Source organism: Sporosarcina sp. GTC18466 (genome assembly GCF_055389225.1).
Genome location: NZ_AP044037.1, coordinates 1,792,768 through 1,818,741, shown reverse-complemented (window position 1 = coordinate 1,818,741; position 25,974 = coordinate 1,792,768). Strand labels below are relative to the sequence as shown.

Annotated in this window: 25 protein-coding genes; 14 read left to right on the top strand and 11 right to left on the bottom strand. The window is 53.7% G+C overall.

Annotated elements, in window-relative coordinates; all coding sequences use genetic code 11:
* Positions 1-43: 43 nt before the first annotated feature.
* The 3 genes from ACZ5FK_RS08755 (at position 44) to ACZ5FK_RS08745 (ending at position 3,993) form a co-directional block, all read left to right on the top strand.
* The gene (locus ACZ5FK_RS08755) at positions 44-1,075 is read left to right on the top strand and encodes a potassium channel family protein (RefSeq protein ID WP_464804549.1); all 1,032 of its coding nucleotides are present in this window, start codon (positions 44-46) and stop codon (positions 1,073-1,075) included.
* Between the two features lie 147 nt (positions 1,076-1,222).
* Positions 1,223-1,561 carry a hypothetical protein gene (locus ACZ5FK_RS08750; RefSeq protein ID WP_464804548.1) on the top strand — a complete coding sequence of 113 codons (339 nt, stop codon included), beginning with the start codon at positions 1,223-1,225 and terminating at the stop codon, positions 1,559-1,561.
* 137 nt (positions 1,562-1,698) lie between these two features.
* Positions 1,699-3,993 (top strand): mechanosensitive ion channel, encoded by a 2,295-nt coding sequence (locus ACZ5FK_RS08745; RefSeq protein WP_464804547.1) that lies wholly within the window; start codon positions 1,699-1,701, stop codon positions 3,991-3,993.
* Between the two features lie 671 nt (positions 3,994-4,664).
* On the opposite strand, the gene ACZ5FK_RS08740 is transcribed toward ACZ5FK_RS08745, so the two are convergent.
* The 5 genes from ACZ5FK_RS08740 to ACZ5FK_RS08720 all read right to left on the bottom strand — a co-directional run bounded on the left by ACZ5FK_RS08740 (position 4,665) and on the right by ACZ5FK_RS08720 (position 8,117).
* On the bottom strand, positions 4,665-5,297 hold the full coding sequence (locus ACZ5FK_RS08740; RefSeq protein ID WP_464804546.1) for a response regulator: 633 nt from the start codon (positions 5,295-5,297) through the stop codon (positions 4,665-4,667).
* On the bottom strand, positions 5,272-6,324 hold the full coding sequence (locus tag ACZ5FK_RS08735; RefSeq protein WP_464804545.1) for a sensor histidine kinase: 1,053 nt from the start codon (positions 6,322-6,324) through the stop codon (positions 5,272-5,274). The genes ACZ5FK_RS08740 and ACZ5FK_RS08735 overlap by 26 nt, the downstream gene beginning before the upstream one ends.
* Positions 6,321-7,022 (bottom strand): cell wall-active antibiotics response protein LiaF, encoded by a 702-nt coding sequence (liaF, locus tag ACZ5FK_RS08730; protein ID WP_464804544.1) that lies wholly within the window; start codon positions 7,020-7,022, stop codon positions 6,321-6,323. The genes ACZ5FK_RS08735 and liaF overlap by 4 nt, the downstream gene beginning before the upstream one ends.
* 86 nt (positions 7,023-7,108) lie before the next feature.
* Positions 7,109-7,753, bottom strand: a complete 645-nt coding sequence (locus tag ACZ5FK_RS08725) for a PspA/IM30 family protein (RefSeq protein ID WP_464804543.1) — start codon at positions 7,751-7,753, stop codon at positions 7,109-7,111.
* Positions 7,754-7,766: 13 nt separating this feature from the next.
* On the bottom strand, positions 7,767-8,117 hold the full coding sequence (locus ACZ5FK_RS08720; protein ID WP_464804542.1) for a lmo0954 family membrane protein: 351 nt from the start codon (positions 8,115-8,117) through the stop codon (positions 7,767-7,769).
* A gap of 189 nt (positions 8,118-8,306) precedes the next feature.
* Here ACZ5FK_RS08720 and ACZ5FK_RS08715 point away from each other — a divergent pair, with 189 nt between their 5' ends.
* The 5 genes from ACZ5FK_RS08715 to ACZ5FK_RS08695 all read left to right on the top strand — a co-directional run bounded on the left by ACZ5FK_RS08715 (position 8,307) and on the right by ACZ5FK_RS08695 (position 14,981).
* Complete coding sequence (locus tag ACZ5FK_RS08715) at positions 8,307-9,455, top strand: thiolase family protein (protein ID WP_464804541.1); 1,149 nt, start codon at positions 8,307-8,309, stop codon at positions 9,453-9,455.
* A 30-nt stretch (positions 9,456-9,485) separates the two neighbouring features.
* Positions 9,486-10,256, top strand: a complete 771-nt coding sequence (locus ACZ5FK_RS08710) for a 3-hydroxyacyl-CoA dehydrogenase (protein ID WP_464804540.1) — start codon at positions 9,486-9,488, stop codon at positions 10,254-10,256.
* Between the two features lie 9 nt (positions 10,257-10,265).
* Positions 10,266-11,417, top strand: a complete 1,152-nt coding sequence (locus ACZ5FK_RS08705; RefSeq protein ID WP_464804539.1) for an acyl-CoA dehydrogenase family protein — start codon at positions 10,266-10,268, stop codon at positions 11,415-11,417.
* Positions 11,418-11,511: 94 nt separating this feature from the next.
* Positions 11,512-13,134, top strand: a complete 1,623-nt coding sequence (locus ACZ5FK_RS08700) for a long-chain fatty acid--CoA ligase (RefSeq protein WP_464804538.1) — start codon at positions 11,512-11,514, stop codon at positions 13,132-13,134.
* A gap of 563 nt (positions 13,135-13,697) precedes the next feature.
* On the top strand, positions 13,698-14,981 hold the full coding sequence (locus ACZ5FK_RS08695) for a DUF4139 domain-containing protein (protein WP_464804537.1): 1,284 nt from the start codon (positions 13,698-13,700) through the stop codon (positions 14,979-14,981).
* A gap of 47 nt (positions 14,982-15,028) precedes the next feature.
* On the opposite strand, the gene ACZ5FK_RS08690 is transcribed toward ACZ5FK_RS08695, so the two are convergent.
* Entirely contained in the window at positions 15,029-16,726 is a 1,698-nt protein-coding gene (locus tag ACZ5FK_RS08690) for a methyl-accepting chemotaxis protein (protein ID WP_464804536.1), read from the bottom strand.
* Between the two features lie 351 nt (positions 16,727-17,077).
* Between ACZ5FK_RS08690 and ACZ5FK_RS08685 the strand changes: the two genes are divergently transcribed.
* The 6 genes from ACZ5FK_RS08685 (at position 17,078) to ACZ5FK_RS08660 (ending at position 22,845) form a co-directional block, all read left to right on the top strand.
* Positions 17,078-17,692 carry a DedA family protein gene (locus ACZ5FK_RS08685; protein ID WP_464804535.1) on the top strand — a complete coding sequence of 205 codons (615 nt, stop codon included), beginning with the start codon at positions 17,078-17,080 and terminating at the stop codon, positions 17,690-17,692.
* Positions 17,693-17,695: 3 nt separating this feature from the next.
* A complete protein-coding gene (locus ACZ5FK_RS08680; protein ID WP_464804534.1) occupies positions 17,696-18,523 on the top strand; it encodes an undecaprenyl-diphosphate phosphatase in 828 nt (275 codons plus the stop codon).
* Between the two features lie 149 nt (positions 18,524-18,672).
* Entirely contained in the window at positions 18,673-19,836 is a 1,164-nt protein-coding gene (locus tag ACZ5FK_RS08675; RefSeq protein WP_464804533.1) for a PepSY domain-containing protein, read from the top strand.
* Between the two features lie 203 nt (positions 19,837-20,039).
* Positions 20,040-20,750 (top strand): response regulator transcription factor, encoded by a 711-nt coding sequence (locus ACZ5FK_RS08670; protein ID WP_464804532.1) that lies wholly within the window; start codon positions 20,040-20,042, stop codon positions 20,748-20,750.
* Complete coding sequence (locus ACZ5FK_RS08665) at positions 20,747-22,117, top strand: sensor histidine kinase (protein ID WP_464804531.1); 1,371 nt, start codon at positions 20,747-20,749, stop codon at positions 22,115-22,117. The genes ACZ5FK_RS08670 and ACZ5FK_RS08665 overlap by 4 nt, the downstream gene beginning before the upstream one ends.
* Positions 22,114-22,845 (top strand): PepSY domain-containing protein, encoded by a 732-nt coding sequence (locus ACZ5FK_RS08660; protein ID WP_464804530.1) that lies wholly within the window; start codon positions 22,114-22,116, stop codon positions 22,843-22,845. Before ACZ5FK_RS08665 ends, ACZ5FK_RS08660 begins: the two co-directional genes overlap by 4 nt.
* Before the next feature lie 41 nt (positions 22,846-22,886).
* Here ACZ5FK_RS08660 and ACZ5FK_RS08655 read toward each other — a convergent pair whose 3' ends face one another.
* From ACZ5FK_RS08655 to ACZ5FK_RS08635, 5 genes are all read right to left on the bottom strand, one after another.
* Positions 22,887-23,621, bottom strand: coding sequence for an MBL fold metallo-hydrolase (locus tag ACZ5FK_RS08655; protein WP_464804529.1), 735 nt, complete (start codon positions 23,619-23,621; stop codon positions 22,887-22,889).
* 62 nt (positions 23,622-23,683) lie between these two features.
* Entirely contained in the window at positions 23,684-24,307 is a 624-nt protein-coding gene (locus ACZ5FK_RS08650; RefSeq protein ID WP_464804528.1) for a hypothetical protein, read from the bottom strand.
* A gap of 16 nt (positions 24,308-24,323) precedes the next feature.
* Complete coding sequence (locus tag ACZ5FK_RS08645; RefSeq protein WP_464804527.1) at positions 24,324-24,623, bottom strand: hypothetical protein; 300 nt, start codon at positions 24,621-24,623, stop codon at positions 24,324-24,326.
* On the bottom strand, positions 24,620-25,174 hold the full coding sequence (locus ACZ5FK_RS08640) for a hypothetical protein (protein WP_464804526.1): 555 nt from the start codon (positions 25,172-25,174) through the stop codon (positions 24,620-24,622). Before ACZ5FK_RS08640 ends, ACZ5FK_RS08645 begins: the two co-directional genes overlap by 4 nt.
* A gap of 102 nt (positions 25,175-25,276) precedes the next feature.
* Entirely contained in the window at positions 25,277-25,930 is a 654-nt protein-coding gene (locus ACZ5FK_RS08635; RefSeq protein WP_464804525.1) for a BMQ_0737 family morphogenetic spore coat protein, read from the bottom strand.
* Positions 25,931-25,974 lie beyond the last annotated feature (44 nt).

Sequence of the window (25,974 nt, the reverse complement as noted above, 5' to 3'; positions counted from 1 at the left end):
CCGGCAAGGTGGAATACTGAAAGAAAAAAGCGGAGGCGGTCGTGTGCTGAAACGGTGGTTGGATATTCAGATCAGGTACAGGCGCATTCTCATCATTATCGGCATCACCGCATTGCTGCTCATCGGATCGACTATCGGTTTCATGCATCTCGAAGGGCTGTCCGCATTCAATGCGTTTTGGATGACCGTCGTCTCCATCATGACGATCGGCTATGGGGATATTTATCCGACCACGCAGGAAGGCCGGTGGTTCGCGCTTCTTTTGATTCCCGCAGGGGCAGGGCTTGTAACGTATGCGCTCGGGGTCGGGGCTTCGTATCTGATTGAAAATCAATTATCGAAGAAAGTGTGGAATCGGCGGATGAAAAAGCAGATCAGCAAACTGGATGACCATATTATCGTCTGCGGGTTTGGGCGTGTGGCGCGGCAAGTGTATAAGCAGCTGCTCGAAGAGGATGAGGAAGTGGCGGTGCTCTATATATGTGAGGACGAGAGTGATATGCTCGAGATTGTAGAGCAGGGGACGCTTCGCCTGATCGGGGATCCGACGGACAAGGAGATGCTCATAAAAGCGCGAGTAGACCGAGCGAGAGCACTGATCGCGGCGCTTCCGAAAGATGCAGACAATGTGTTCATCACCTTGACCGCGAAAGGGATGAATGAAGACATTGAGATTGCTGCACGTGCACAGCGCGAGGATTCGGAGGATGTCCTGAAACGGGCGGGCGCGACACATGTCATCAATCCGTCGAGCATCGGGGGACGGGAGCTGGCGATGTCAGTTTTGAAGCCGAAAGGGACCAAGTATATCAATGACCTGATCCGGTCGGAGATGAAAGAATTTACAGTGGAGGAAGCAGTGATTGCGGCAGATTCGCCGTTGATCGGGAAAACGGTGGAGACGGCTGATATCCGCAGGACGTATGGGGTTACACTGGTTGCCATCATGCGCGGGGAGCGACTGCTCAGCAATCCGGATTTCGAGGAGATGTTCCGAGCCGGGGATACGCTGATCGCCATTGGAGACCCTTCCCGAATCGAGGAACTTCGCGAAGCCGCCGGCGAGAATCCGTGATGTACATAGTTTCGAACCGGCTGGGGACTCTATAAATGCCGGTTTTTTTATTTTTTTTTGGTTTGCATGTTTCGTAAGTGGCAAAAGAGGGAAAAGAATAGGACTACTCTCGCGGCTACGCGCGGGGAACAAGGAGGAATCCGTTATATGACAACCATCGACGGTAAGTATCCTAACAAAAAGGACCTGGAACCTAAAATCCTATTTCCCGGAAAAGGAGTCGCTCCGACGCATGAACTGCCTCTAGCGGATCCGGCCGACTCGAATTGGACAAAAGAATTCCGTAAAAACGCGGAAGACAAGACGGGTGAACACGCACCGTCCGCCTATGGAAAGAACAAAAAAGGCAGTACGAACTATCATGTCCTCAAGCCTGGCGAGCGATTCCCTTTTGGCGACCAAGAAAAATATAACCGTGAATTCAACAAGGAAGCGCACGAACGTTGGAATGCACATAAAAAGAAACCGGCAAATCAGAACGCCTAAACGGCGCCCGCTTTTTGGGCGTCGTTTTTTGCTGTAAGGCTTTCCGTACGGGTTCCCAATTGCGAGACTAATAGGTTTAATCCCCTCCATTAATAGGAATAGAGGAACTAGACTATTAAGCGATTGGAGGCTATGCCGTGTATAGGGATTTATATGTAACGAATATGATGAGTTGGCTGCCGGAACTGCTCCTAGGCCTGCTGGTCCTGCTCATCGGGTTTATTGTCGCAAAGGCTGTAGAAAATGCAGTGTACAAGCGGCTGAGGAAGTCACGTGTGAATGAACGGCTTGATATCAAAGACTCGAAGTGGAACATGGAGAAAATCATCGGCAAGGTCGTGTTCTTTGGCATCTTGCTGCTCGCGTTCTTGCTGTTCTTCAATATCATGAACGCATCCATGATCGCTGCGCCGTTCATGTCGATGTATTCAGGTATCGGCCATGCGGTCCTTGGGATCGTGAAAGCGGGGCTCATCCTTCTGCTTGCATGGGTACTCGCAACTGTCGTCAAAAAAGTCATTATGATGGCAGGCAACAAGCTGAATTTGCATAAGTATGTCGAGAAGGCGGTTGCATCGCCGGGAGATGTGAATAAGACAAAGTGGATCGAGACGGCTGCGAATATCGCATTCTATATCATACTTCTTATGTTCATTCCTGCCGTATTCCACGCACTTGGCTTAAGCGGAATCGCGGGGCCGTTCGAGGGCATGCTCGCCAGCATCATGGCGTTCTTGCCGAAATTGATCGGTGCTGTGCTGATTTTCCTTGTCGGCTGGCTGGTCGCCAAAATCGTGCGGACCATCGTCACGAAGCTGCTGGAATCCGTAGGTGTGGACCGTGCTGCCCATAGGCTGAAACTTTCTTCTTATGTGAAAGGCACAAGTGTTTCCGGTGTAATCGGCACCATCGTCTTCATCCTCATCATGATTCCGATCACCATTTCGGCGCTTGAAGTGCTGGACCTGGAAGGCATCTCACAGCCGGCCATCGCCATGCTGAATGATATTCTAGTCATGATTCCGCGGATCGCTGTCGGCATCTTGCTGATCCTGATCGGCGTCATGGCGGCGAAGTGGGTCAAGAACATCGTCGTTTCGCTGCTCGATAATCTTGGCGTGAATTCCCTGTTTGGCAAGATGGGCGTGCGTACGACGGGTACCGCCGTGCCGTCGCTTTCGCATATTATCGGTACAGTCGTGCAGATCATCATCATCCTGCTGTTTACGGTGGAGGCACTGCAAATCGTCAACCTGCACTTCATGGTGACACTAGCGACAGCGATCTTCGCCTACTTGCCGATGGTCATCGCTGCGCTTCTCATCCTGGCGGTCGGCTTCTGGCTCGCAAATCTTGCTGAGAAGTTCGTCGGCAGCATCATGACGACGAAAGCGGGCCACCCGCATGTGCTCCGATATGTTGCGAAGTATGCAATTCTGGCATTCGCCTTCTTCATGGCGCTCAGCCAGCTCGGCATTGCACCAGCGATCATCAATGCTGCGTTCATCCTGATCCTAGGCGCTGTCGCACTCGCATTCGGCCTGGCATTCGGTCTAGGCGGACGCGACCATGCGGACCGTTATCTGTCGAAGATGGAAAATAGCCTCAAGGAGGCAGGTGTGACCAAGGAGAAGTGGGAAGCGAAGAAGGAAGAGATGAAACAGGAAGCGAAGCAGAATATGCGCAAGGCGCAATCTGCTGTAGACGAGGCGGCCCGTGATAACGATCCATCCCGCCAGGCCGGAACGACCGGCCCTGTTGAACCGTATCCGGGAACAGGCTTCCCGTCTGAACCGGCCGGAGGGGGAACGCATTCATCCGAGCCGTATCCAGGCACGGGCTTCCCGTCTAAGCCGGCTGATCCGAACCAGACTGGAAGGCCGTATCCAGGAAACGGATCTGCACCACATGGCAATCCGACAGAGTTCAACGAATCGACCCGCTATAATGATCCGTCTCAATTTAATGGCGGCCAAGCGGGGTACGGAAATCCAGGCAATCACGGACAGTCGCCGGGCTTGGGAGATCCTGGCTACACTGGCCCGGCAACCGGTCCTATACACCAGCCAGGACCAGAGTCATATGGCAATCAACCCGGCCAGAATCCGGGAGATCCAGGCTATCCGCCAGGCTATGAAAACCAAGGTCCTGCCCAGCCGCCAACCTATCCTGATCAACAGAATCCAGGAAACCAAGGTGCTCCAGGTGCCCCAGGTGCCCCGGGCGCTCCAGGGAATCCGGGTGCTCCAGGCAATCCAGGCGAGCCAGGCAATCCGCCAGGATACGCAGGTCCGACCCGTTCGGAACGCCACCGGGAAAACCCGGATCCGACCAAATTCAATCAGACAAACCAGGACGGATACAATGACACGGAACCGGGCGAAGATTATCCATTCGATCCGAACCGCGGCAACGATCCGAACCGGCCATAACACAAAACAAGCCAGCCCAGACATCCTGGGCTGGCTTTTCCTATGCCAAGTAAGCAATGAAGAGTGGAAAGTAAGCAACGAGCAATGCCAAGTAAGCAATGATGGGTGAAAAGTAAGCAATAAGTAATGCCAAACAAGCAACGATAGTCGGTAAATAAGCAATGTAAGGTGAATAGTGAGCAACACAAGGCGGAATGCGGTGAGAGGTGCCAAGTAAGCAATGAAGGGCGGAAAGTAAGCAACGAGCAATGCCAAGTAAGCAATGATGGATGGAAAGTAAGCAATAAGCAATGCCAAGCAAGCAACGATAGTCGCTAAGTAAGCAATGTAAGGTGAATAGTGAGCAACACATGGCGGAATGCGGTGAGAGGTGCCAAGTAAGCAATGAAGAGCGGAAAGTAAGCAACCAGTCCGCCAGAAGAAGCAATCGTCATGGAATAACAAGCAACACGGTTTGATTCACAAGCAATCAAGCATTGGAATGAAGCAATGATGCCCGTTATGTAAGCAATGCTTGTGCCCTTGGCTAGTAAAAGTCCTTGCCGCATCCCCGTCAAGCCCAGACACGTACCACAAAGCTGGCGGTCTCGCGCAAAATCAATCACTACACCCCGCCATCCGCCGTCCCGCCAGCAAAAAAAGCCCGCTCACGGCGGGCGCAGGACTGAATTCTATTTCACCAATTCATGCTGGAACGCATAGATGACTGCCTGGGTGCGGTCCTGCACTTCCAGCTTGGACAGCAGGTTGCTGACGTGTGTTTTCACGGTTTTCAGCGCGATGAACAGGTCGTCGGCGATTTCCTGGTTCGTCTTCCCTTTGGCAAGCAGGAGCAGGATCTCCATCTCACGCTCCGTCAATTCATCGTGGGGATGCCGGGCGTTGCCGGTGCGCATTTTCTGCATCATTTTGCTCGTCACTTCCGGCTCGAGGACGGTTTGGCCTTTGAGCGTCTCCCGGATGGCTTCGGCAATGCGCTTTGCGTTGGAGGTCTTGAGGATATAGCTGATTGCTCCGGCTTCGAGCGCCGGGTACACTTTATCATCATCGAGGAAACTGGTGACGACGACGATTTTCGCCTCGGGCCATTCCTTGATGATGGCAGCAGTGGCTTCGGCCCCGCTGAGTTCCGGCATCACCATATCCATGAGGATGATGTCCGGCCGGAGTGCGAGCGCCTTTTCCACCGCTTCTCTGCCGTTCACCGCTTCCCCGATTACTTCCATGTCAGGCTGTGTCCCTAAATAGGCGGATACCCCAATCCGCACCATTTCATGGTCATCCGCCAGCAAGATCCGTATCATCTGGTTCCTCTCCTTTCCGTGCGGGCACTTTCACTTCGACAATCGTCCCTTGCGACGGCACGGAGACGATTTTGCAGGTGCCGCCGATTTCAATCGCCCGCTCTTTCACGTTCTGCAATCCGTACGATCCGCCGCTCGTGCCGTCTTCGTCTTTGAAGCCTACTCCGTTGTCCTGCACGCGAAGGATGACGAGGCTGTCCCGCTCGACGAACAATACATCGACTTCGGTCGCTTGCGCATGGCGGAGCGTGTTCGACAGCGTCTCCTGGGCGATTCGGAATAAATGATCCTCGGCGCCTTTGGAAAGGGACACTTCTTCCAAGCGGTAACGGATATCAAAGTTCACTTTCTCTTTTAATTCAACAAGCAAGTCCTCAAGCCCTTCTGTGATGGACTTGTCATGCAGCGCGGCGGGCCTTAGGTGGAGGAGCAGCGCACGCATTTCGAGCTGCGCCTGCTGCACCATCTTTTCCACTTGGAGAAGCGGTTTCTGCGCCGGTGCTTCCCGGTCCGCCTGTTCGTTCACCGCAGACAGCAGCATGGAGGCGGCGAACAGCTGCTGGGAGACGGAGTCATGGAGTTCCCGGGCGAGCCGCTGCCGCTCCTTTACGAGCCGTTCCTGGATGATTTTATCTTGTGCTTCCGCCCGTTCGTCCGTGATCCGCTGCAGGCTCTTCCGCTGGGTGACGAGTACGTTGGAGACGTCTTCGATCGTCCGGTCGATCCGCGGCGGGAAACGCCTGGACGGTTTGACGACCTCCTCGGAAATCATGAGCTGCTTCAATTGCCCTTCGAGCGCCTTGTCTTTTGAACGTCCGATGGAGCCCATCCAGAAGGCCAGATAGCCGCCGAGCAGGACGCAGCTTGTAATGATCCACACGCCTAACGGGACCTCCGCATAGGAAATATCGACAAAGATATGCCAGCTGTCTTCTAATGGAAGGCCGAGGAACAGATAGAAAAATGCCGCAGTAATGGCCGCAAACAATAGGACCAGAAACAGGAATCTGCCGATGAATGCCCTCATTTCCGGTTCACCTCGACATCCCCGATCCAAGTGGTGAGCGAAATGATCAGTTCCGGACCATCCTGCGCGGCGGTCTCATATCCGTCCTTGAAATGAAGCGTTTCATTGACCATCCGCTTAGGAGTCAAATCGAACACTCTTGCTTCCCCGAGCAGCGTCGTGTAATGAAGACGGATGGGGATTTCGTATGGAATGTCGATTTTCACACGGCCGATCCCCTGGCGGACGGCAATGAGAGATGTGTCTTTTGGCAGGACGGTATCCGTCACATCGACATGGATATCGCCGATAAACCCTTGAATATGGACGTCCTCCCACTCATAAGCAGAGAACGGAGAGGACTGTACCGAGAAGAATTTGTTCTTCCAGATGCCGTTCGGCGTCGGTGTTTTCAAGTCTTTCAGCGGCCGCATGATCGTTTCGGCCGGCACGCCTTTCCACAGCTTATGGAGGACATACGCGAGCAATGCCAGGATCAGCAGGCGCAAGCTCCATAGGTTCAACAATGCCGTTATGATGAAGACGATTCCGACAACCGCCAGCCATTTCGACCGGCGCTTCACTCCGAAATAAAGCCCTCCGGCGCCAAAAAAGAGGAACATAATATTGCCGTTATGCAGGAACGCTGCTTCGATGAACACAAGCAGCCCGAACGCCACGATCCAAAATGCCGTCCGGTTCGTATCTGGATGCCTCATTTGCTGTACCCCTTCCTTGATGCCGGAAATGAAATGAATGGCCGGCAGGAACCTGCCTGCCGGCGAGTGGTCATCATTCTTCTAGTTTACACAATTTCCGCGTCTTGTGGCCGGTTTTTCTCAAGCATATCCAGCCGCTGCTCCATCGAGGACGCGGTTTCCGGCTCGCTCGATGTCCGCTTGCCGCCGAGACCGTCGATATATGCTTTCATTTCATCTGTATTCGTGATGTCAACCCCATGGCTCGCAGGAGAGATGACCTGATCCATCCGGCTGTTTGCACGGCGGACATTCTCTTTCCCCATGAGCTGAAGCTGGCGGACTTTCATATCTTTCACTTTGTGTTTCATTTCTTCGAATTTGCGTTCCAGTGCGCTGAGTTCATGCGCTGCTTCCTCCACGCTGCGGGACAGTTCTGCGGTGCGCAGTTCGTATGTCCGGACTTCCGCTTCTGCGAAGGCAGTCAGATCTTCTTCGCCTGCCTCGCGGGCAAGCTCCAGCTGGCCGCTCCGCTTTTCCGCCATCCTGCGCGCTTCATCCAATTCTTTTTGCAGTTCCTCTTTCAGTTTCCGCTGGCGGTCGAGCAGCGTGCCGATGGAATCTGTCTGTTTCTCCGCTTCTTTCACGTATTGATTGAGCAGCTTGATGGGGTTTTTCTCTTCTTTTTTATCAAGCAGACTCTCAAGATCCGCCTGCACGGCATATTTGAACCGGTACCATAGTGAGTTCATTTCGGTTTCCTCCTTATTTCGTGATGTTGTGCCATTCGCGTTCGAAGTTTACAAATGGGTCATCGCTTTGTTCAATGACTTTATCTTTCCCCGGACGCTTATCCCAGTTGCGCCAGACCCAATAGATCGCAAGGATTGCGACGATGCCGATGAAGGCAGGGATGTTTGTGAGCGCAGTGATCAATCCGATGATCACAACCATTCCCCAAAACAGTTTCAGGAATGTGGAATCTGATTTCCTGTAATAATGGATGCCGGCGAAAGCGATAGCCGCCGAGATGGCGAGACCGATCATGGATCCCAGATTTCCGAGGACAACGATCGCAGCGATGATGCCTAGCAATGCAAGTGCAAATTTTTTCATGTTGTTGTTCCTCCTTTCGTGATGTCTTTATCTTATGGGATAAACCGTTTCTGCCAAACCGGCGAGGAGCGGATTTCCCTCTACGACTTTAGACCGATTCTGCCTCAGCCCCGATGGACGCATAAAGCGCTTTCATGTAAACTGTTAGTATATGAAAAGTTGCTTAATTCAGAAGAATGAGGTGGGACCATGAGAGAAGTAGTCATAGTGGAAGGTGTCCGGACCGCTGTTGCGAGGAGAAAGGGCGGGTTTTCCGGCTATCGACCAGATGAGCTGGCAGCTAGGGTGCTGGATGGGCTTGTCAGGCGGGCCGGTATTGAAAAAGGAGAAGTTGAGGATGTGATCCTGGGCTGCGTCACGCAGGCGGGCGAGCAGGGCGGAAATATCGCTAGGACTGCCGCGCTTATCGCAGGGTTTCCGGTCCATGTGCCGGGCGTCACGATCGACCGGCAATGCGGTTCAAGCCAGCAGGCGGTCCATTTTGCATCGCAGGCAATCGCATCAGGAGATATGGATATTGTCATCGCAGGCGGTGTCGAAAGCATGACCCGCGTGCCGATGTTCTCGAATATGGGGGAGTCGAAACCAAGCAGCCAGCTGACAAGCAGGCATGAAATCATCAACCAGGGATTATCGGCGGAACGAATTGCAGCGAAATGGGGATTGACCCGGGAGGAACTGGATGCGTTCTCCTATGACAGCCACCAGAAGGCGCTTGAGGCGATTGCATCCGGCCGTTTCGACGAAGAAATCGTACCTATCGAAGTGACAGGCGAAGACGGGACATCGCATCTTTTATCCAAAGACGAGGGCCCCCGTGCTGATACGACGAAGGAGAAGCTTGCGGAGCTGAAGACGGTTTTCGATCCGGAAGGCGTCATCACGGCAGGAAACGCGAGCCAGATGAGCGACGGAGCGTCCGCTGTTCTTCTCATGTCCCGGGAGAAGGCGGAAGCGCTGGGCCTGAGACCCGTGGCCCGCATAGTTGCCCGGTCTGTCGTCGGATCGGATCCGACGCTCATGCTGACGGGTCCGATTGAAGCCACGCGGAAGGTGTTAGAAAAAGCGGACCTCTCTATCGATGATATGGATACGTATGAAGTGAATGAAGCATTCGCACCTGTCCCGCTCGCATGGCTGAAAGAGACGGGAGCGGATCCCGCCAAATTGAACCCGAACGGAGGGGCGATTGCGCTCGGCCATCCGCTAGGGGCAACAGGGACGAAGCTTCTTGTTTCCATGATGAATGAACTGAAGAGAACGGGCGGCACCTATGGCCTGCTCGCCATCTGTGAAGGGATGGGAATGGCGAACGCGACAATTATTGAAAGACTTTAGAGAACGGCAGCATGATTGGGGGAGAGACAGATGGAGATGAAGCAGGTCTTCGCAATTGTAACTGGGGGAGCTTCGGGACTTGGGGAAGCGACAGTACGCCGGATTGTGACAGGAGGAGGCAGAGCGGCGATATTCGATCGGAACGAAGACCGGGGCGAGTCGCTGGCAGAGGAGCTCGGTTCAGAAAACGTACTCTTTCTGAAGACGGATGTTTCGGATGCTGCTGAGGTAGAAGCGAATGTGGCGCGTGTCGTTAAGGCATTTGGCCGGCTTAATGTCGTCGTCAATTGCGCTGGCATCGCGACGCCTGGCAAGGTCGTATCGAAAGACGGACCACTGCCGCTTGCCGAATTCGAACGGGTTCTCAAAGTGAACCTCGTCGGCACATTTAATGTCATCCGCGTGGCGGCGGCTGCCATGCAGGAAGGGGAACCGGACGAGGATGGGGAGCGTGGCGTGATCATCAATACCGCATCCGTCGCGGCATTCGAAGGGCAGATCGGCCAGGCGGCCTACAGTGCTTCGAAAGGGGGAGTCGCAGCAATGACATTGCCGATCGCCAGGGAATTTGCACGATCGGGAATCCGCGTCATGGCGATTGCTCCTGGGCTTGTCGAGACACCGTTATTCGCAGGTTTGCCCGAGCCAGCCCGTGCGTCGCTGGAAGCACTTGCTTTATTCCCGAAGCGTCTTGGAAAGCCCAGCGAATACGCGCAGCTCGTACAGAGCATCATTGAAAATCCGCTGCTCAATGGCGAAACGATCCGTCTTGACGGCGCCATCCGGATGCAGCCGAAGTGAGGTGGAACCATGAAGCGCTATCGATTTGAAACTGACGAACACGAGCTGTTCAGGGAGACGTTGCGTAAATTCCTCGAAAAGGAGGCGGTGCCCCATTATGACGAGTGGGAACAGGACCGGATTGTCCCGGTTTCATTCTGGAAAAAGCTTGGGGAGTTGGGATTCCTGTGTCCGCAAGTCGATGAAACGTACGGCGGTCTTGGACTGGATTTCAGTTACGGGGTCATCATCGGGGAGGAACTAGAGCGCGTCGGTGCAGGGCTGACGGGTGTCGGTTTGCACAATGACATCGTCGTTCCCTATATCGAGTCCTATGGCAATGAAGAGCAGAAGGCGAAGTGGCTGCCGGGCTGCGTGACCGCAGACCGCATCACGGCTGTCGCGATGACGGAACCAGGGGCGGGTTCTGACCTCGCAGGCATCAAGACGACTGCGCGGAGAGACGGGGACCACTATGTTGTGAACGGCCAGAAGACCTTTATCACAAACGGCATCAACGGCAATCTCTTCCTCGTCGTCGTCAAGACGGATCCGAAGGCGGAACCGAAACATAGGGGCATCAGCCTGCTGATGGTTGAAGAAGGCACTCCCGGATTCACGAAAGGACGCAAGCTTGATAAAGTCGGCATGCATTCGCAAGATACGGCGGAACTCTATTTCGAAGACTGCCGGGTACCAGCCGCGAACCTGCTTGGCGAAGAGGGCAAGGGCTTCCGTTATCTGATGGAAAAGCTGCAGCAGGAGCGGCTGATTGTCGCATTAGCCGCCCAGACGGCTGCAGAGGATATGCTTGACATGACGATTGAGTACGTGAAAAGCCGGGAAGCATTCGGCGTGCCGGTCGCCTCGTTCCAGAACACCCAGTTCAAGCTCGCGGAAATCGCAACCAAAGTGGAACTCGGCAAGACGTTTCTGGAATCGCTCATCGAGGACCATCTTGCCGGCAAGGACGTCGTCAAAAAAGTGTCCATGGCAAAATACTGGATCACCGAGACGGCGCAGGAAATATCGGTCGAATGCATGAAACTGCATGGCGGATACGGGTATATGGAAGAATACAAGATTGCTCGGCGCTTCCGGGATATACCCGTCGCATCGATCTATGCGGGGACGAACGAAATCATGAAAGTCATCATCGCGAAACATTTGGGGCTCGGCTGAATGCGCTGCTGCTGGGGGGCATATGATGTAGCGTTTGCCGGAAACAAAGGTACAAGCTTTACAAAATAAAGGGAAGAAAAGGGGAGCGGTTCACATGATGCAAACACCATTACTTTTATCGTCGTTCATTAAGCGGGCAGAGCAATTTTTCCCGGATAAGCTGATCATCTCGCGCACAGCGCCGGAAACGATTCACCGGATCACCTACCGCGAATTCGCGAAACGGACTAGGAAACTGTCAAATGCACTAGAAACGCTCGGCATGACGAAGGGCATGAAAGTAGGTACGTTCGGCTGGAACCACCACCGCCATCTGGAAGCCTATTTCGGCGTTCCCAGCACAGGCGCCATCCTGCATATGGTCAATATCCGGCTGTCACCTGAACACTTGGCATATGTCATCAATCATGCGGAGGATGAGATTCTCCTCGTTGACGACAATCTGTTCCCGCATCTCGAGAAGCTGGCGCCGCTGCTGAAGACGGTGAAGCACTATGTCATCATGGGCGACAGCAAGGAAGTACCGGAGACGTCCCTCGAGAATGTCCATTCCTATGAGGCGCTGCTCGAGGCGGCTTCCGATGAATACGATTACCCGCAAGACCTTGACGAGAATGCGCCGGCCGGCATGTGCTATACGTCTGCGACGACCGGCAACCCGAAAGGCGTCGTCTACTCGCACCGGGGCATCGTCCTTCATAGTTATGCTTTAGGGCTGGCGGATGCGATGGGCCTGAACAACCGCGATGTCGTCATGCCAGTCGTTCCGATGTTCCACGTCAATGCATGGGGACTGCCGTTCGCCAGCGTCTTCTTCGGCGCCACGCAAGTGTTGCCGGGACCGGGCTTTACGCCGCAGCTGCTGCTGGATTTGATCGAACAGGAAAATGTGACGATTACAGCAGGCGTTCCAACCATTTGGCTGGCCGTGCTGAATGAACAGGAAAAGGATCCGCGCGACCTCTCCTCCTTGCGCGCCATCGTCTGCGGCGGCTCCGCTTCGCCAAAGGGACTCATCCGCGCATTCGAAGAGAAATACGGCGTGCCGTTCATCGTCGGCTATGGGATGACCGAAACGTCGCCGCTCGTCAGCCTGTCCGTCTACACACAAGGCATGGAAGACCTGCCGCTTGAGGAACGGATCGATATCCGTGCGCTGCAAGGCCTCATCATGCCGGGGCTTGAGGTGCGGGTCGTAAATGAAAACGGAGACGTGCCGTGGGACGGGCAGACAATGGGCGAGCTCGCCGTCCGCGGTCCATGGATTGCGGACGAATACTACAAAGACGAGCGCACGGAAGAAGCATTCAAAGACGGCTGGCTGTTCACAGGTGACATCGCCGTCATGACGGAGTTCGGCTATCTCAAGGTGACCGACCGGACGAAAGATCTGATCAAGAGCGGCGGCGAATGGATCTCCTCCGTCGATCTCGAAAACTCGCTCATGACCCATGAAGATGTCTTCGAGGCGGCCGTCATCGCTGTGCCGCACGAGAAATGGCAGGAGCGCCCGCTCGCATGCGTTGTACTGAAAGAAGGCCGTACGGCGGACGATGCCAAGAAAGCCGAACTGCTGTCTTATCTGGAAAGCCAATTCGCCAAATGGTGGGTTCCGGACGATGTCGTCTTCCTGAACGAAATCCCGAAAACCTCCGTCGGCAAATTCCTGAAAGCCGCCTTGCGCGAGCAGCTGAAAGAGCATCAGGTCGAAGTGTAAGAGAAGATGGAAATTGAGTGCGGCCGCTATCTCGAAGGAGATGGCGGCTTTTTGAGGTTGGCGGGTGTTTGCGGCGGTAAATGGATCACTCGTCCGCCTAATCGGTCGCACTCCGCGGTAAACGGATCACAATGCCGTCTAAACGGTCGCTCCTCGTGGTAAACGGATCACTCGTCCACCTAATCGGTCGTTCCCTGCGATAAACGGATCACTCTGCCGCCTAAACGGTCGCACCGCCAGCTAAATGGATCTTACCTCCATCCAATCCGGTCGCCCCACATGCTAAACGGGTCGTTGGTGAGGGTAAATGGATCGTTCGATCGGCAAAATGCATCATTCGAGTGTTTAAATGAATCGTTGAAGCGGCTAAACAGATCATTCGTACAACAAAATGCATCGTTCGCGTTTCTAAATGAATCGTTCCCATGCCAAACAGCCTGCCCGAAAATTCTAATGCTTGATTCCATAAAAAACGGGAATAGGGTAGAAGGGCTCAAAATCGGGTTTGCGTTCAATACTAGGAGGAAGTGGTCCTAGCTACATATTATTTGGGAGGTTTTACAATGCCGACACCTATTTCTACGTCGAATGCAACAGCTTGTTCACTTACTGTTTATAACGATGGATTTGCGCTGGTGAAAGATACGCGGAATGTGCCGGAGGTGAGCGAGGATGGCATGATCCATTTCAGTGACGTGGCCAGGCGCGTGAAGACGGATTCGATCATCGTGGAAGGAATGGATGTTTCGGAGCTGGAGTATTCGTTCGATCTGTTCGATCAGCAGCGCCTGCTGGAAAAGTATATCGGGCATGAGGTGAATGTATATACAGGACCAGGACAGCCGGGCAGGCCGTATCGGCTTCTTCGCGCGGGGGCGCATCTGGTCATGCAGGACGTGGAGACGCGGGAGATTGTGCTGGATCCACGCGGAGAGATCCGCTTTCCGGAGATGAAGGAGGATCTGCATCTGAAGCCGACGCTTGTCATGAAGGTGGCGGAGCAGCGGGGGCCGCATGTGTGTGTGTCGTATTTGACGGAGGGCGTTGAATGGGAGGCGGACTATGTCATTTCGCTGCATGGCGGCAAGTTCGATCTGTCCGGCTGGCTGACGATGACGAATTCGTCGGGCGTTGCGTATCAGGATGCGACGCTCCGGCTGATTTCCGGCACGCTCGGCAAAGCGGGGAACGAAGACGGGGGGAAGTCGAATGAGGTGCTGACGAACGGGGAGAAGCGGAGCGAGTCGTATTCCGATTTCCATACGTATACGTTCCCGACGTCTGTCACGCTTGAGAACCATCAGAAGAAGATGCTGCGCCTCTTGTCGTCGGTCGGTTCGCAGGCGCGAATCGTCTATGAAGTGAACGGCGAGTCGAAGAATCCGGACATCTATATCGAATTCGATAATACGGAAGAGAATGGTCTCGGGTTCCCGCTGCCGGAAGGCGTGTTCCGGATGTACCGGACGAATCCTGATGACGGCAGTGCGGAGTTCATCGGCGAGGACCATATCAAGCATACGGAGCCTGGCCAAAAGGTGAAGCTGAAATCAGGCGAAGCATGCGATATCAAAGTTGAGAGCAAAGAGGCGGGCAAGTATAAGGAAGGCGGGTATGAATACACCGAGTATCAGTACAAGATCTGCAATACGAAAGGCGAGCCGATTGAGGCGCTCATTCGCCAGCAAGTGCCGGGCAGCCTGTGGACAGTCGATGAATCGACCCATGAATGGGAGAAGAAGAAAAATAACATCCTTCTTCCGGTGAAAGTGGCGACCGACAAGGAAGAAGTCGTGAAATTTACGATCCGCCACGACCGGGCAGCGCGCCGGACGATCGGATTCTAATAAAAAAAGGGACGGGCAGCGGCTTACAGCCGGGCACCGTCCCGTTTTTATTCGGCAACCTTGATCAGTTCATCCAAAAGTCTCAGCACTTCGTTTGACGCCTGTTCGAGCTGCCTCAAATCATCTTCGGCGCTTGTCATGTTGCCGGCTGCATAGTGCTGGGCCGCCCGCTTAGCAGACACATGCACCCGCTCATGGTGGCTGTCGAGTTCCTTGAATTCCGGCAAGCTGCCAAAACGCTGCTGCGTCGCACTGTTGGTATACCATTTGCCGAGCCGGCAGGCGGTATGGGCGGCGACATCTTCCGGTTTGATCGTCTCAAGGCCGATCAGCATGTTGTAAATGCGCCATTTCCACAGGATATGATCCGTTTTGGACAGATGCAGCAAGGTGGAAGGCGACAAGGTGGTGGCATTCTCCTGCACAGCCCGAAGCCGGAAGCTGTCGATCTGCTTGCTGAGATCATGCAGGGAGACGGATGTCTGCTTGCTGAGCGTCCGGATTTCCTCTTGCAGGCGGGCCATCGTCTCCATCCGTTTTGCGATGCCATCGATGGCGGCGGCCTGCTGGTGAGATGCCTCCGCCATGCCTGTCATGTCCGAATGTACCCCTTCTGTCGACTGTGCGATTGCGGCCAGCATCGGCAGGGAGGATTCCGCTTTTTCGGTTGCCGATGACAGGATGGCGTTCGTTTCGTCAATGGACTGGGAGACGCCATCCGTGTAGGACTTTAGGTAGCGTACATTATCCGATACATCGGTCAGCGCGGATACAGTGTGCTCCGCCAGTTTTTTCACTTCCTGCGCGACGACCGCAAACCCTTTGCCGTGCTCACCGGCGCGTGCGGCTTCAATGGAGGCGTTCAGCGCCAGCAGATTTGTCTGGGAGGCGATATCGTTGATCAAGGTGACGACATTGTCGATGTCGTCGACACGCTTTTGAAGAACGGTGAACGACTCGACAATTGCGCCGAATGTGTCACTTGTCTTGAAGAAATCACGGATCGTCTGCTCGAGCGTCTCTTTGCTGCGAGTCGCTTGGGACGCGGCCTCTTTGGTCTTGTCCGCCAATTCAACCGTGGAGCTAGCAGTTTCAAGGATGGAAGCGGAAATGCCTTCTGTCGCTGACGTCGTTGACGCCACCTCCTCGGACTGCTGGTCAAGTTCTGACAGCAAGTCCTTCATATACATGATCTTCGTGTTCGAATCCACCAATGAATAGATATCCTTTACGACATTGCCGACGATATGCTCTGAAATGCCGTCGACGAACAGCTGCTGCTCTACACTGATCCCTGCCTGCAATGATTTGACGAACCCCCACGATTTCGCAGGCTTCCGGCCAAACCGGTTCCAGATCAGAGTTGCTGTGTAGAAGGCGAATTTATTATAAAGAATGACGACAGTTCCTGAGTCGATCTTCTGTTTGCGAAGCAATGTGAAAAAAGCCTGTGCTTCCTCTTCATACATGGAATCGCGGGATTGCGTGAAGAAAAGATCCAGATAGGCTGTTGTATCTGCATGTGAAATTGCCCCTTCGGCCAATTCGGCCAAAGAGTCATGGAAATGACCCGTCATCTCCTCCCATTGATCATCCAGCTCCTCTCGGAGAATCCGTAAATTTGTCCCATCTTCATCACAGAAATGATTGGCTTGCAAAATCCGCCTGAACTGGCTGGACGTATCGATATCTGTCCCTTGTTTATAAATCAAGGAGCCGTCCCGCTTGGTTTTAAAGAGAACCATTCGTATCTCCTTCCTATTCTAATATAGTTACTTTAGTCTATCTATAAAAATTATGATTAGTTCCTAGTAATCATAACATTACCCATTCTATGAGGCAATACGAAATACACATGTTGATAACTTTAATTTCCAAAACCGAAATTTCGGACTTTATGAACAGATATTGCAAGTTGCGCACAGATAATTGTGGATAACGTCGTATAATGCATATTTATCCACAAGCGATGGCTTACATATTCCTCGGCTGGCAGGCATAGAGTGGAGAAGTGGGGAACTCGGACGCCCCAAACTGCGTCTACGAGTAAGGGAAATGCGCTTAAGCAGTGGATAAAACAGAGCGCCGGGGGTGTTATGGAAAACTGGATCACTGATTTCATGTCCCATTATGGATCTGCGGGTATTTGTTTTTTAATTTTACTAGAGAATGTGTTTCCTCCGATCCCGTCCGAGGTCATCTTGACGTTCGGCGGTTTCATGACGACGTTTTCTGGCCTGACGGCGCTTGACGTCATAATCGCGGCGACAGCCGGCTCCGTCGTTGGAGCGATGGTGCTGTACTGCATCGGCACTCTATTTGACGTGGAAAAGCTAGAACGTCTTGTGGACAAGCGGGGGCGTCTTCTTCGGATTTCCCGTAAAGATATACACAGGGTCGATGCGTGGTTCCGGCGGTTTGGTGTATGGGCCGTGTTCTTATGCCGCCTTGTGCCGCTAGTGAGAAGCCTGATTTCCATTCCTGCTGGGATGGCGAGGATGAATTTCCTGCTGTTCATCCTTTTGACGGCGCTCGGCAGTCTCATCTGGAATACAGTTCTGGTCATGACAGGCGTGAAACTTGCGGAAAATTGGAATACAGTCCTTTTGTATATGGACGTCTATTCTACAATTGTGTATATTATTTTAGGAATTAGCGGTTTGGCGGCCGTGATCATGTATGCCCGCCTCCGCAGAAAGAGAGCTAATTGACGCATGGATTTATTTGAATTTCTTAAAGCGCTCATCCTCGGCTTCGTCGAAGGGATGACGGAGTTTGCGCCGGTTTCTTCGACCGGCCATCTGATCATTGTGGATGATATGTGGCTGAAAACGGAGGAGTTTCTCGGCAAGTATCCGGCGATCACCTTCAAGATCGTCATCCAGCTAGGTTCGATCCTCGCTGTCGTTGTCGTCTTCTGGAAGCGGCTTCTGAGCCTGGTCGGCCTGTACAATGTCAATGGCAAGAAAATGAGTAAAAGCTTCAATCTATTGCACGTCATTATCGGTATGCTGCCGGCAGTCGTGATCGGGTTCGCGTTCAAGGACCTGATCGATGATTATCTGTTCGGCGTCAAGACGGTCATCTTCGCCCTCGTCGCAGGGGCGCTCCTGATGATTGCGGCGGACAGGTTCGGCCCGAAACGGCCGCGCGTGCAGACGCTTGACCAGATTTCATACGGGCAGGCATTCGTCATCGGTCTCGTCCAATGCCTCTCCCTCTGGCCAGGTTTCTCCCGGTCGGGGGCGACCATTTCAGGAGGGGTGCTGTTCGGCCTTAACCACCGGACAGCAGCAGACTTCACGTTCATCATGGCGGTGCCGATCATGGCAGGCGCCAGTCTCGTCTCCGTGATGAAGAACTGGGAATACATGTCGATGGACCATATCTCGTTCTACATCGTCGGCTTCCTGAGCGCTTTCATCTTCTCGCTCATCTCGATCCGCTTCTTCCTGAAGCTGATCTCAAAAGTGAAATTGCTGCCGTTCGCCATCTATCGTATAGTGCTGGCGATCATCCTTGCGGCCATTGTCTTCCTATAAGACATGAATGGACCCCTTTGCAGAAGCGAAGGGGTTTTTTGCATGCAAATTTCATTCTCATCAATTTCTAATACTTCTCTTCCTATCTTCTCAGATTGCCCGGGTAGTATAGGAGTAAGACAATACGAGGTGGAAGGAGTGAATGCTTCTTGAAGAAGTGGATGTTGATTCCCGCGTTGGCGGGGGTTGTGGCAATCGGCGGCGTGGCCCTGGCGGATGGAACTTCTTCCGCGCCGAGCGGAACTGCCGCGAAACAGATGCTGACGCTTCAGCAGGCAAAGGAGCTCGCGATCCAGGAAGTCGGCGGATTCGTAAAGGAGATCGAGCTGGATAAACGCAAATCAGGTCCGGTGTTCGAGGTGGAGATCGATTCCAAAGGCGTGGAGTACGAACTGGATATCGACGCGCTTTCAGGCAAGGTGACGATTGTGAGCCAGGAATCACAAGTTTCAGATTCCATCAAAGCCAAGCTCATATCTGAGGAGCAGGCGCAAGCAGCAGCAAAACAGATGGCTGACGGAAACGTAGTCAGCATCGAACTCGATGATGATGACGATCATTACTATTATGAGACCAATATGAAAGACAGCCGATTCGTCTATAAGGTGAAAGTAGACGCGGTTTCCGGTGAAGTTGTGAAATTCGACCGCCGTTCATTGAAAGCCCAAGAAGAGCAGCAGTCATCCAAGACACTCACTGCTGATGAGGCGCTGGCCATTGCGAAAAAACGGGCGGCAGGCGATGTGGAATCCATCGAACTGGATCGGGAAGATGGCAGACGTGTATATGAAATTGTCATGCGGGATGATCAGTATGAGTACGAAATGACAATCGACGCAGCGACGGGCGAGTGGATGGAGTTTGAGAAAGAACTTGTCTCGACAAAAGAGAAGCGGGTGCAGGCGGTCAAGCCGGCTGCAGGCAATACTCTTCAAGTGACGCAGACGCCAGCTACGCCTAATCCGGTAGTTTCTGCGCAGCCGCCGTCCCAGCCGCAGAAGCAAAAGCAGGAAGCGAAGCACCACGAAAAGCAAGAGAAGCAACAGGAGAAACAGTATAAGAAACACCAGGAAAAGCTAGAGAAACAACAGCGTAAGCAACAGAAACAAGAGCAGAAGGCTGCGAACAAGAAAGCGGCCATCTCCAAAGACCAGGCCATCGCCATCGCCCGCCAGCATGCAAGCGGCAAGGTGACGGACATCGAGCTCGATGATGGTGTCTGGGAGATTGAAATGGAGGACGGCGACGTGGAATACGAGCTTGAAATCAACGCTTACACGGGCGCGCTCCTGTCTTTTGAAATGGATGATTGACCAACAGCTGCAGTCAGCTGGCGAATTGTTATTTAATGAAGGCCTCCCATCCTTCATTGAATATAAATGAAATAAGCATAAGCATGATGCATGCCCGGCAGGCGATAGCCGGGCATGTTTCCTTCGTTATAGAGGGAGGAAGCCTGATAGACTGCACTGGCCAAGTCCGGTAGAATAAGAGGAAAAACAGACAGGTGAGCTGCATGAAAGAACGGATATTGGTCATTGAAGATGAAGAGAGCATCGCGCGCGTTTTGCAATTGGAACTGGAATTTGAAGGGTATGAAGTCGGCATCGCCTATACCGGCACTGACGGGCTTATCACGTACCGCGAGCAAGAGTGGGATCTCATCCTGCTCGACCTGATGCTGCCGGGGCTGAACGGCCTGGATGTCTTGCGAAGGATCCGTGCGACGGAGGACGCGACCCCGGTCATCTTACTGACTGCGAAAAGTAACGTCGAAGATAAAGTGGCGGGGCTCGACCTCGGGGCGAATGACTATGTGACGAAGCCGTTCGAGATCGATGAACTGCTGGCCCGCATCCGCTCCGCCTTGCGGAATGCAAAGCGGGGAAGCGCGTCTCCTGCCGCGAAGGAAGAACAGCATCTTTTCGAATACGGCGGCCTTTCCATCCATGACCAGACCCGCGAAGTGAAGCGGGACGGCGCGCCGATCGATTTGACGCCGCGGGAGTATGACTTGCTGCTGCATCTATTGAAGCATCCGAACCAGGTGTTGACGCGCGAGCAGCTGCTGGACGCGGTATGGGGGTATGATTATTATGGCGACACGAATGTTGTCGATGTATATATCCGGTATGTGCGTAAAAAAATTGACGATGGCGATCCCGCTACCTCGATGATCCAGACGGTGCGCGGGGTCGGTTATGTATTGAAGGAAGCCATTCAATGAAACTGAAGACGAAGATCCACCTTTTTTCCACTCTTCTCATGCTGGTCGTGCTGATTGTGGCGAACAGCGGCATCTACTTCCTGTTCGAGAAGATGTCGCATACGACGGAATACAAGCAGCTGCTCAGCCGGTCGAAAGAACTGACGACCGCGCTCAGCGGCATCGACGACGAAAGGGAAGTCGGCATTGTCCTGAGGGCTTACATCCCGGCGAACGGAGCGATCCGCATCAAGAACGGAGCGGGGGAAGTCACGACGTTCATCCGGTCGGTTGAGACGCTCGCGAAAATCCATTCTGTCCCGGAACCTGACGAAAAATATGCGATTGGTGAATATGATGGATTTGATGCGCTGACCATCGACATACCGATCATCTGGCCGGGAGGCGAGGTCGTAACGCTGGAGATGACGCAGCTGCTGACCGACGTGGCCGCCAATTTGAAGACATTGAAATATGTCCTTTTCGGCGTGACATTCCTCGCGATGCTGGTCGGCATCCTTTCCAGCATGACCCTCAGCCGCATTGTCATGCAGCCGATTGAGAAGCTGCTGGCGACGATGTCGGAAAGCCGGAAGGAAGGGACGTATGAAAAGATCCATACGTCTGCAAAAGGGAACGACGAACTGGCTCTTATGGAGCGTTCCTTCAATGAAATGATGGAGCAGCTGGAGCGCAATTACCTCCAGCAGGAGCAGTTCGTCTCCGATGCGTCCCATGAACTGAAAACGCCGCTCACCGTCATCGAGAGCTATGCGCGGCTGCTGAAACGGCAGGGGTATGATAATCGGGATGTGGCACTTGAAGCGACGGATGCCATCCTGAATGAAGCCGTCCGCATGAAAGAGATGATCGCCCAGATGCTGGAGCTTGCAAAAAGCCATAAGGACCGTACCTTCGACAGGCGGCCGATTCATCTGCTCGCTTTGCTGGAGTCGGTCGTCCCGCCGCTGCAGCAATCGTTCAACCGGAACATACGGATCGAGGCAGGCGGCGAGCTGATCGCTGTGACGGATGAGAAGTATCTTCGGCAGCTGCTGTTCATCTTCCTCGACAATGCAAGGAAATACAGCGACGGGGAGATCATCGCTGGCTTGCGGCGCACTGAAGGCGGCAATGAAATCTATGTGGCGGACTATGGACGGGGCATCCCCGCGAAAGACATTCCCAATCTGTTCAACCGGTTTTACCGGGTGGAGACGGACAGGAGCCGGAAGACAGGCGGTACGGGCCTCGGGCTTGCCATCGCAAAGGAGATTGCTGATGCACTCGGCATCGAATTGACAGTGGAAAGCATCGAAGGGCTGGGGACGACATTCCGCCTGACTTTTCCCGAGCCTGAGAAAGACGGAAGGAGGGAACATGCATGAGACAATGGATACGGAAGCCTTGGTTTCTGCCGATCCTGTTGACCCTCGTCATCCTGGCAGGCAGTGAGCTGTATACAAAGACTGTCATGTCAAAGAGCGATCCGCTCTCAAAAGAGGAAGTCAAAGATCAGCTCGGCACGATGTATGGCAGCCGCGTCCTAGGTGTCGAAGAGCGTGACGGCGTCTTCGAAGTGGAGTTATCGAGAAAAGGGGCCGAATATACGGCGACGGTCGATCCGGATACCGGACAGGTCCTTGAATTGATCCAGACGAAGGAAGTGGCGCGGGCGGACAGCGGGAGCCAGCCGCAAGCTGATGAAACAGAGAAGCCGAAAGCTGAAAAACCGCAGGAACCGGAAGAACCGGCGAAGAAGCCGGATGCTGGAGCGACGAAGCCTAGTGAGAAGCCGAAAGACCAGGCAGGCACTGCAAAACCTGAAAAGCCGGCCAGCAAGCCGGCTGCACAAACATCATCGAAACCTGCGCAAAAGCCGTCTGCCCCGAAAAAGACCGTCCTGATTTCGGAGAAGATGGCTGCGCAAATCGCGGTCTCCCAGCTGAAGACAAGCGCCCCGTATGAAGTCGATGACATCGATTTCGTCAAGACGGAAGGCGGGGGGTATTATCTGGTCAATATCGAACTCGATACGGATGACGACCGGGACGAAGTGACCTATCAGATCCATGCCATCTCAGGAGCTGTGATGTCCGTGGAATGGGACGATTAAAATGATGAAACATGCATCCATTGTGCCGGATGCATGTTTTTTCACACGGTATACGTTTTCCCGGCTGCTGCCAGCTCGACCGGCCCCGTAAAACGGGACGCGGCCGCTTCCCGGATCTCCTCGAGCGATCCATATTGCGGAAGATGGGTGAGAATCAGCCGCTCGGCGCCTGCCTCGTCTGCCAGTTGTCCGGCCTCGCTGCCCGCCATATGCCCTGGTGATTTGCCGATGTGTTCCTCATGCAGATTCGCTTCCGAGACGAGCAGATCCGCGCCTTCAGCAAATGCGGCCAGTTCATCGGACCACTCCGAATCCGCAGTGAAGACGACGGTTTTCCCTTTTGCCCTGAGCTTCATTGCCAGGCAATATACCGGATGGATGGTCGGGCAGAACGTTGCCAGGAATGGGCCGATCCGGACGGCGGAGTCCCCGGTGATCTCCAGCGCCTCGGTCTGCCCCTTATAGGTAAGTTTCTCAAACTGCTCTGCGTCTTCCTTATGACCGTAAATCGGCAAAGCGGGCATCGGGTTCCCGGTATAATAGTTGATCAGCCTGCTGTATTGCAGGCTGCCGATATCTGCAATATGGTCGGCGTGGTAATGACTGATGACAACAGCATCCAGCTTTTCGAGCGGCAGATAGTTCTGGAGGGATGCAAGTACGCCGCTGCCGCAGTCGAACAGCAGATGGAACCCGTTCTCTTCGATCAAAAAAGAGGACGTCGCACCGTTCGCTTTCGGATACCCGCCCCAAACGCCGACTGTCGTAATATTCATGGAAGCACCTCCGGAAGTAAGTGAGTTCCCCCCATCATACTCCGTTTTTCAGGTTCTTGCAGTCAATACCATCTCTGATACGACTGCATGAGCTGCGTGATCTGTTCCAGGATGAGCTCAGGTTCGCTATCTTCCGGCGCACCGGTCAGCCGGTCCACATAGGTCTCCAGTGTATGGATCAGTTCGCGCTGGGCTTCGGTCAGCTTTTTCTCGTTGCTGAGCGCCAAGCGCAGGCTTTCTTCGGTTTCCGTTGCTGCTTCCTGCCGCTTCATGATTCCGAGAAGCTCGTCCAGCTTGCGGTTTGCATTCTCTGAGCCGGGTATCAATGCCTCCAGTCCTTCCGGAACACCCACCGCGAGTCCGCCACTCATCCCTTTCGCAAGGCTGCTGAGCAGCAGATGCAGTTCGTTGCGGATTGCATGCAATCGGCTGGTTTCCATTTCCTTCTGCTGGAGCTGTATATCCCGAGCGCGCAGCCTTTTCTCATACAGGACAAGCCGTTTCTCGAGTTTCCGGTTCGTATGCTGCAGCTGCCTTAGCTGCTCGAGCAGCCGGTCATGTTCCGTTTCCAGGCCGGCGAGAAGGGCAGCGGCGGAAGAAGGGTCATTCTTTCTGTATTTATTCAATTCGGACCGCAGATAAATGATTGTCTGCTGCAATTGTACGGGGTCGCTCTGCTGCGTCAACCGCATCCCTCCTCTGTCATTTCTTCAAGCCATCTAAAATCTCCGTGAACACCGTCTTGTTCTCTTCGATCATTGTCTCAATCTCGTCCACGAGCGTTTTCTGCAGGACGGCAGGCATGTTGCGGTTTGCCTGTCTCGTAAGCTGCAGCTCTTTATTCATCAGAATATAGAGAAGGACCAGATTGATGGTCTTGCTGTCGAGATACATGTAACTGCCCGAGTCCTCGGATAAAGGCTGCCTGGACGTGTGCAGGCTTCCAGTGAGCTCGCCTAGGACTTGTTGCAGTGCTTCGCTTACGTTGAATGGTTCCGTCACGCAAGTTCCCCCATTTCCGGCAGGCTGCCGTTGATATTGATGGAAGTAAGAGCTGGAACGCCATCCGGATATTCATCACAGAAGACGGCCGCTGTCAGGCTGCCCGCATATTCCGCGAGGGGGCGCCAGGTCAATTGGAAGTTTGTGAATGAAAGACTGCCGCCTGGTTCGATGGACGTGACTCCGATCGGCCGCAAGTGGAAACGGGAACGGTCCGTCCGGTCGTTCAGCCGTTCCCAGCCGTTTGTCAGCTGGGAGGGACGGGCGGACTCCTGGTGAAAGAACTTTCCGTGCAAGGAGAAAGGGGCGCCTTCCGACATTGTCAGATGGATCACCGGATTCGTCAGCGGCCGTGCGCCGGTGTTCCGGATGTGAAACGACCCGAGTACAAAACTGTCCTCTTCCGCCTGGTGCGCAATATGAATACCATATGTAAAGTGGCTGACGCAATGCGGTTCCTGCGTGCGGGGCGGCAGCACTTCTTTCAGTTCAAGCAGAAATGACTGCGTTGCCTCGTGCAGTTCCTTTAATTTCTCTTCTATTGGGTTCATCTGAAAACCTCCTGATACAGCAAAATAAAGGGAGAGGCGTCTGCCTTCTCCCTTCATGGTATGTGCCTACTTGTACAAATAGCACTGTCGGTAGTCCTTTTCTCAGTCCGGGAAGATGACCGGGCATTGCGGCGGCATAGCTGGAAGCGGGCAGGACCCGATCGCAAGCTCAGCACGCGGCTCGCAGAAGTCTGCGAGGAATTCGACAGTGACCGGGAATGTGGATTGGATGCTTTGACAGATGGACACGGTGACAACGAGGCCGGAGAATGTGACATTGCGTCCGCCTGGTACCTGACTGTCTGTAACCGCTCTGCCGGAACTGACGAAGCAATCAAGGTCAGTGTATGTGACAGTCACTTCTGTTTCGTCTGGTGCGCACATGATGACTTGTTCTGACCCGGATACTGGAATTTCGGCACTGCGATGTACTGTCCCATTCGGAAGTGTAAGGATTACACGGATCACGAAATTCTTGCGGATGGTCAGCTGCTGCAAGCAGACAGTCTGGCCATCGATCGTAAATTGACGATTCTCTCGTCGCAAAATGACGACCGGGTCCATTTCCGCTGGACGCACGCGGCAAGTGATTTCTGCAGCGCGTAGTTGATCGTCATCTATATTGTGTACGCCAGGGAAGAAAATTGGACTGCTGAGCGGAAACGTGAACGTATTCTCTTTCATCACCCAGTCATACACCTTGTCGACATTAATGCAGATCAGTTCCTGTGCGGGAAGTTGACGATTTTCTTGCATTAGTATCACCTCCATTATTTTATTGCCTTGCATACGTAGCATAT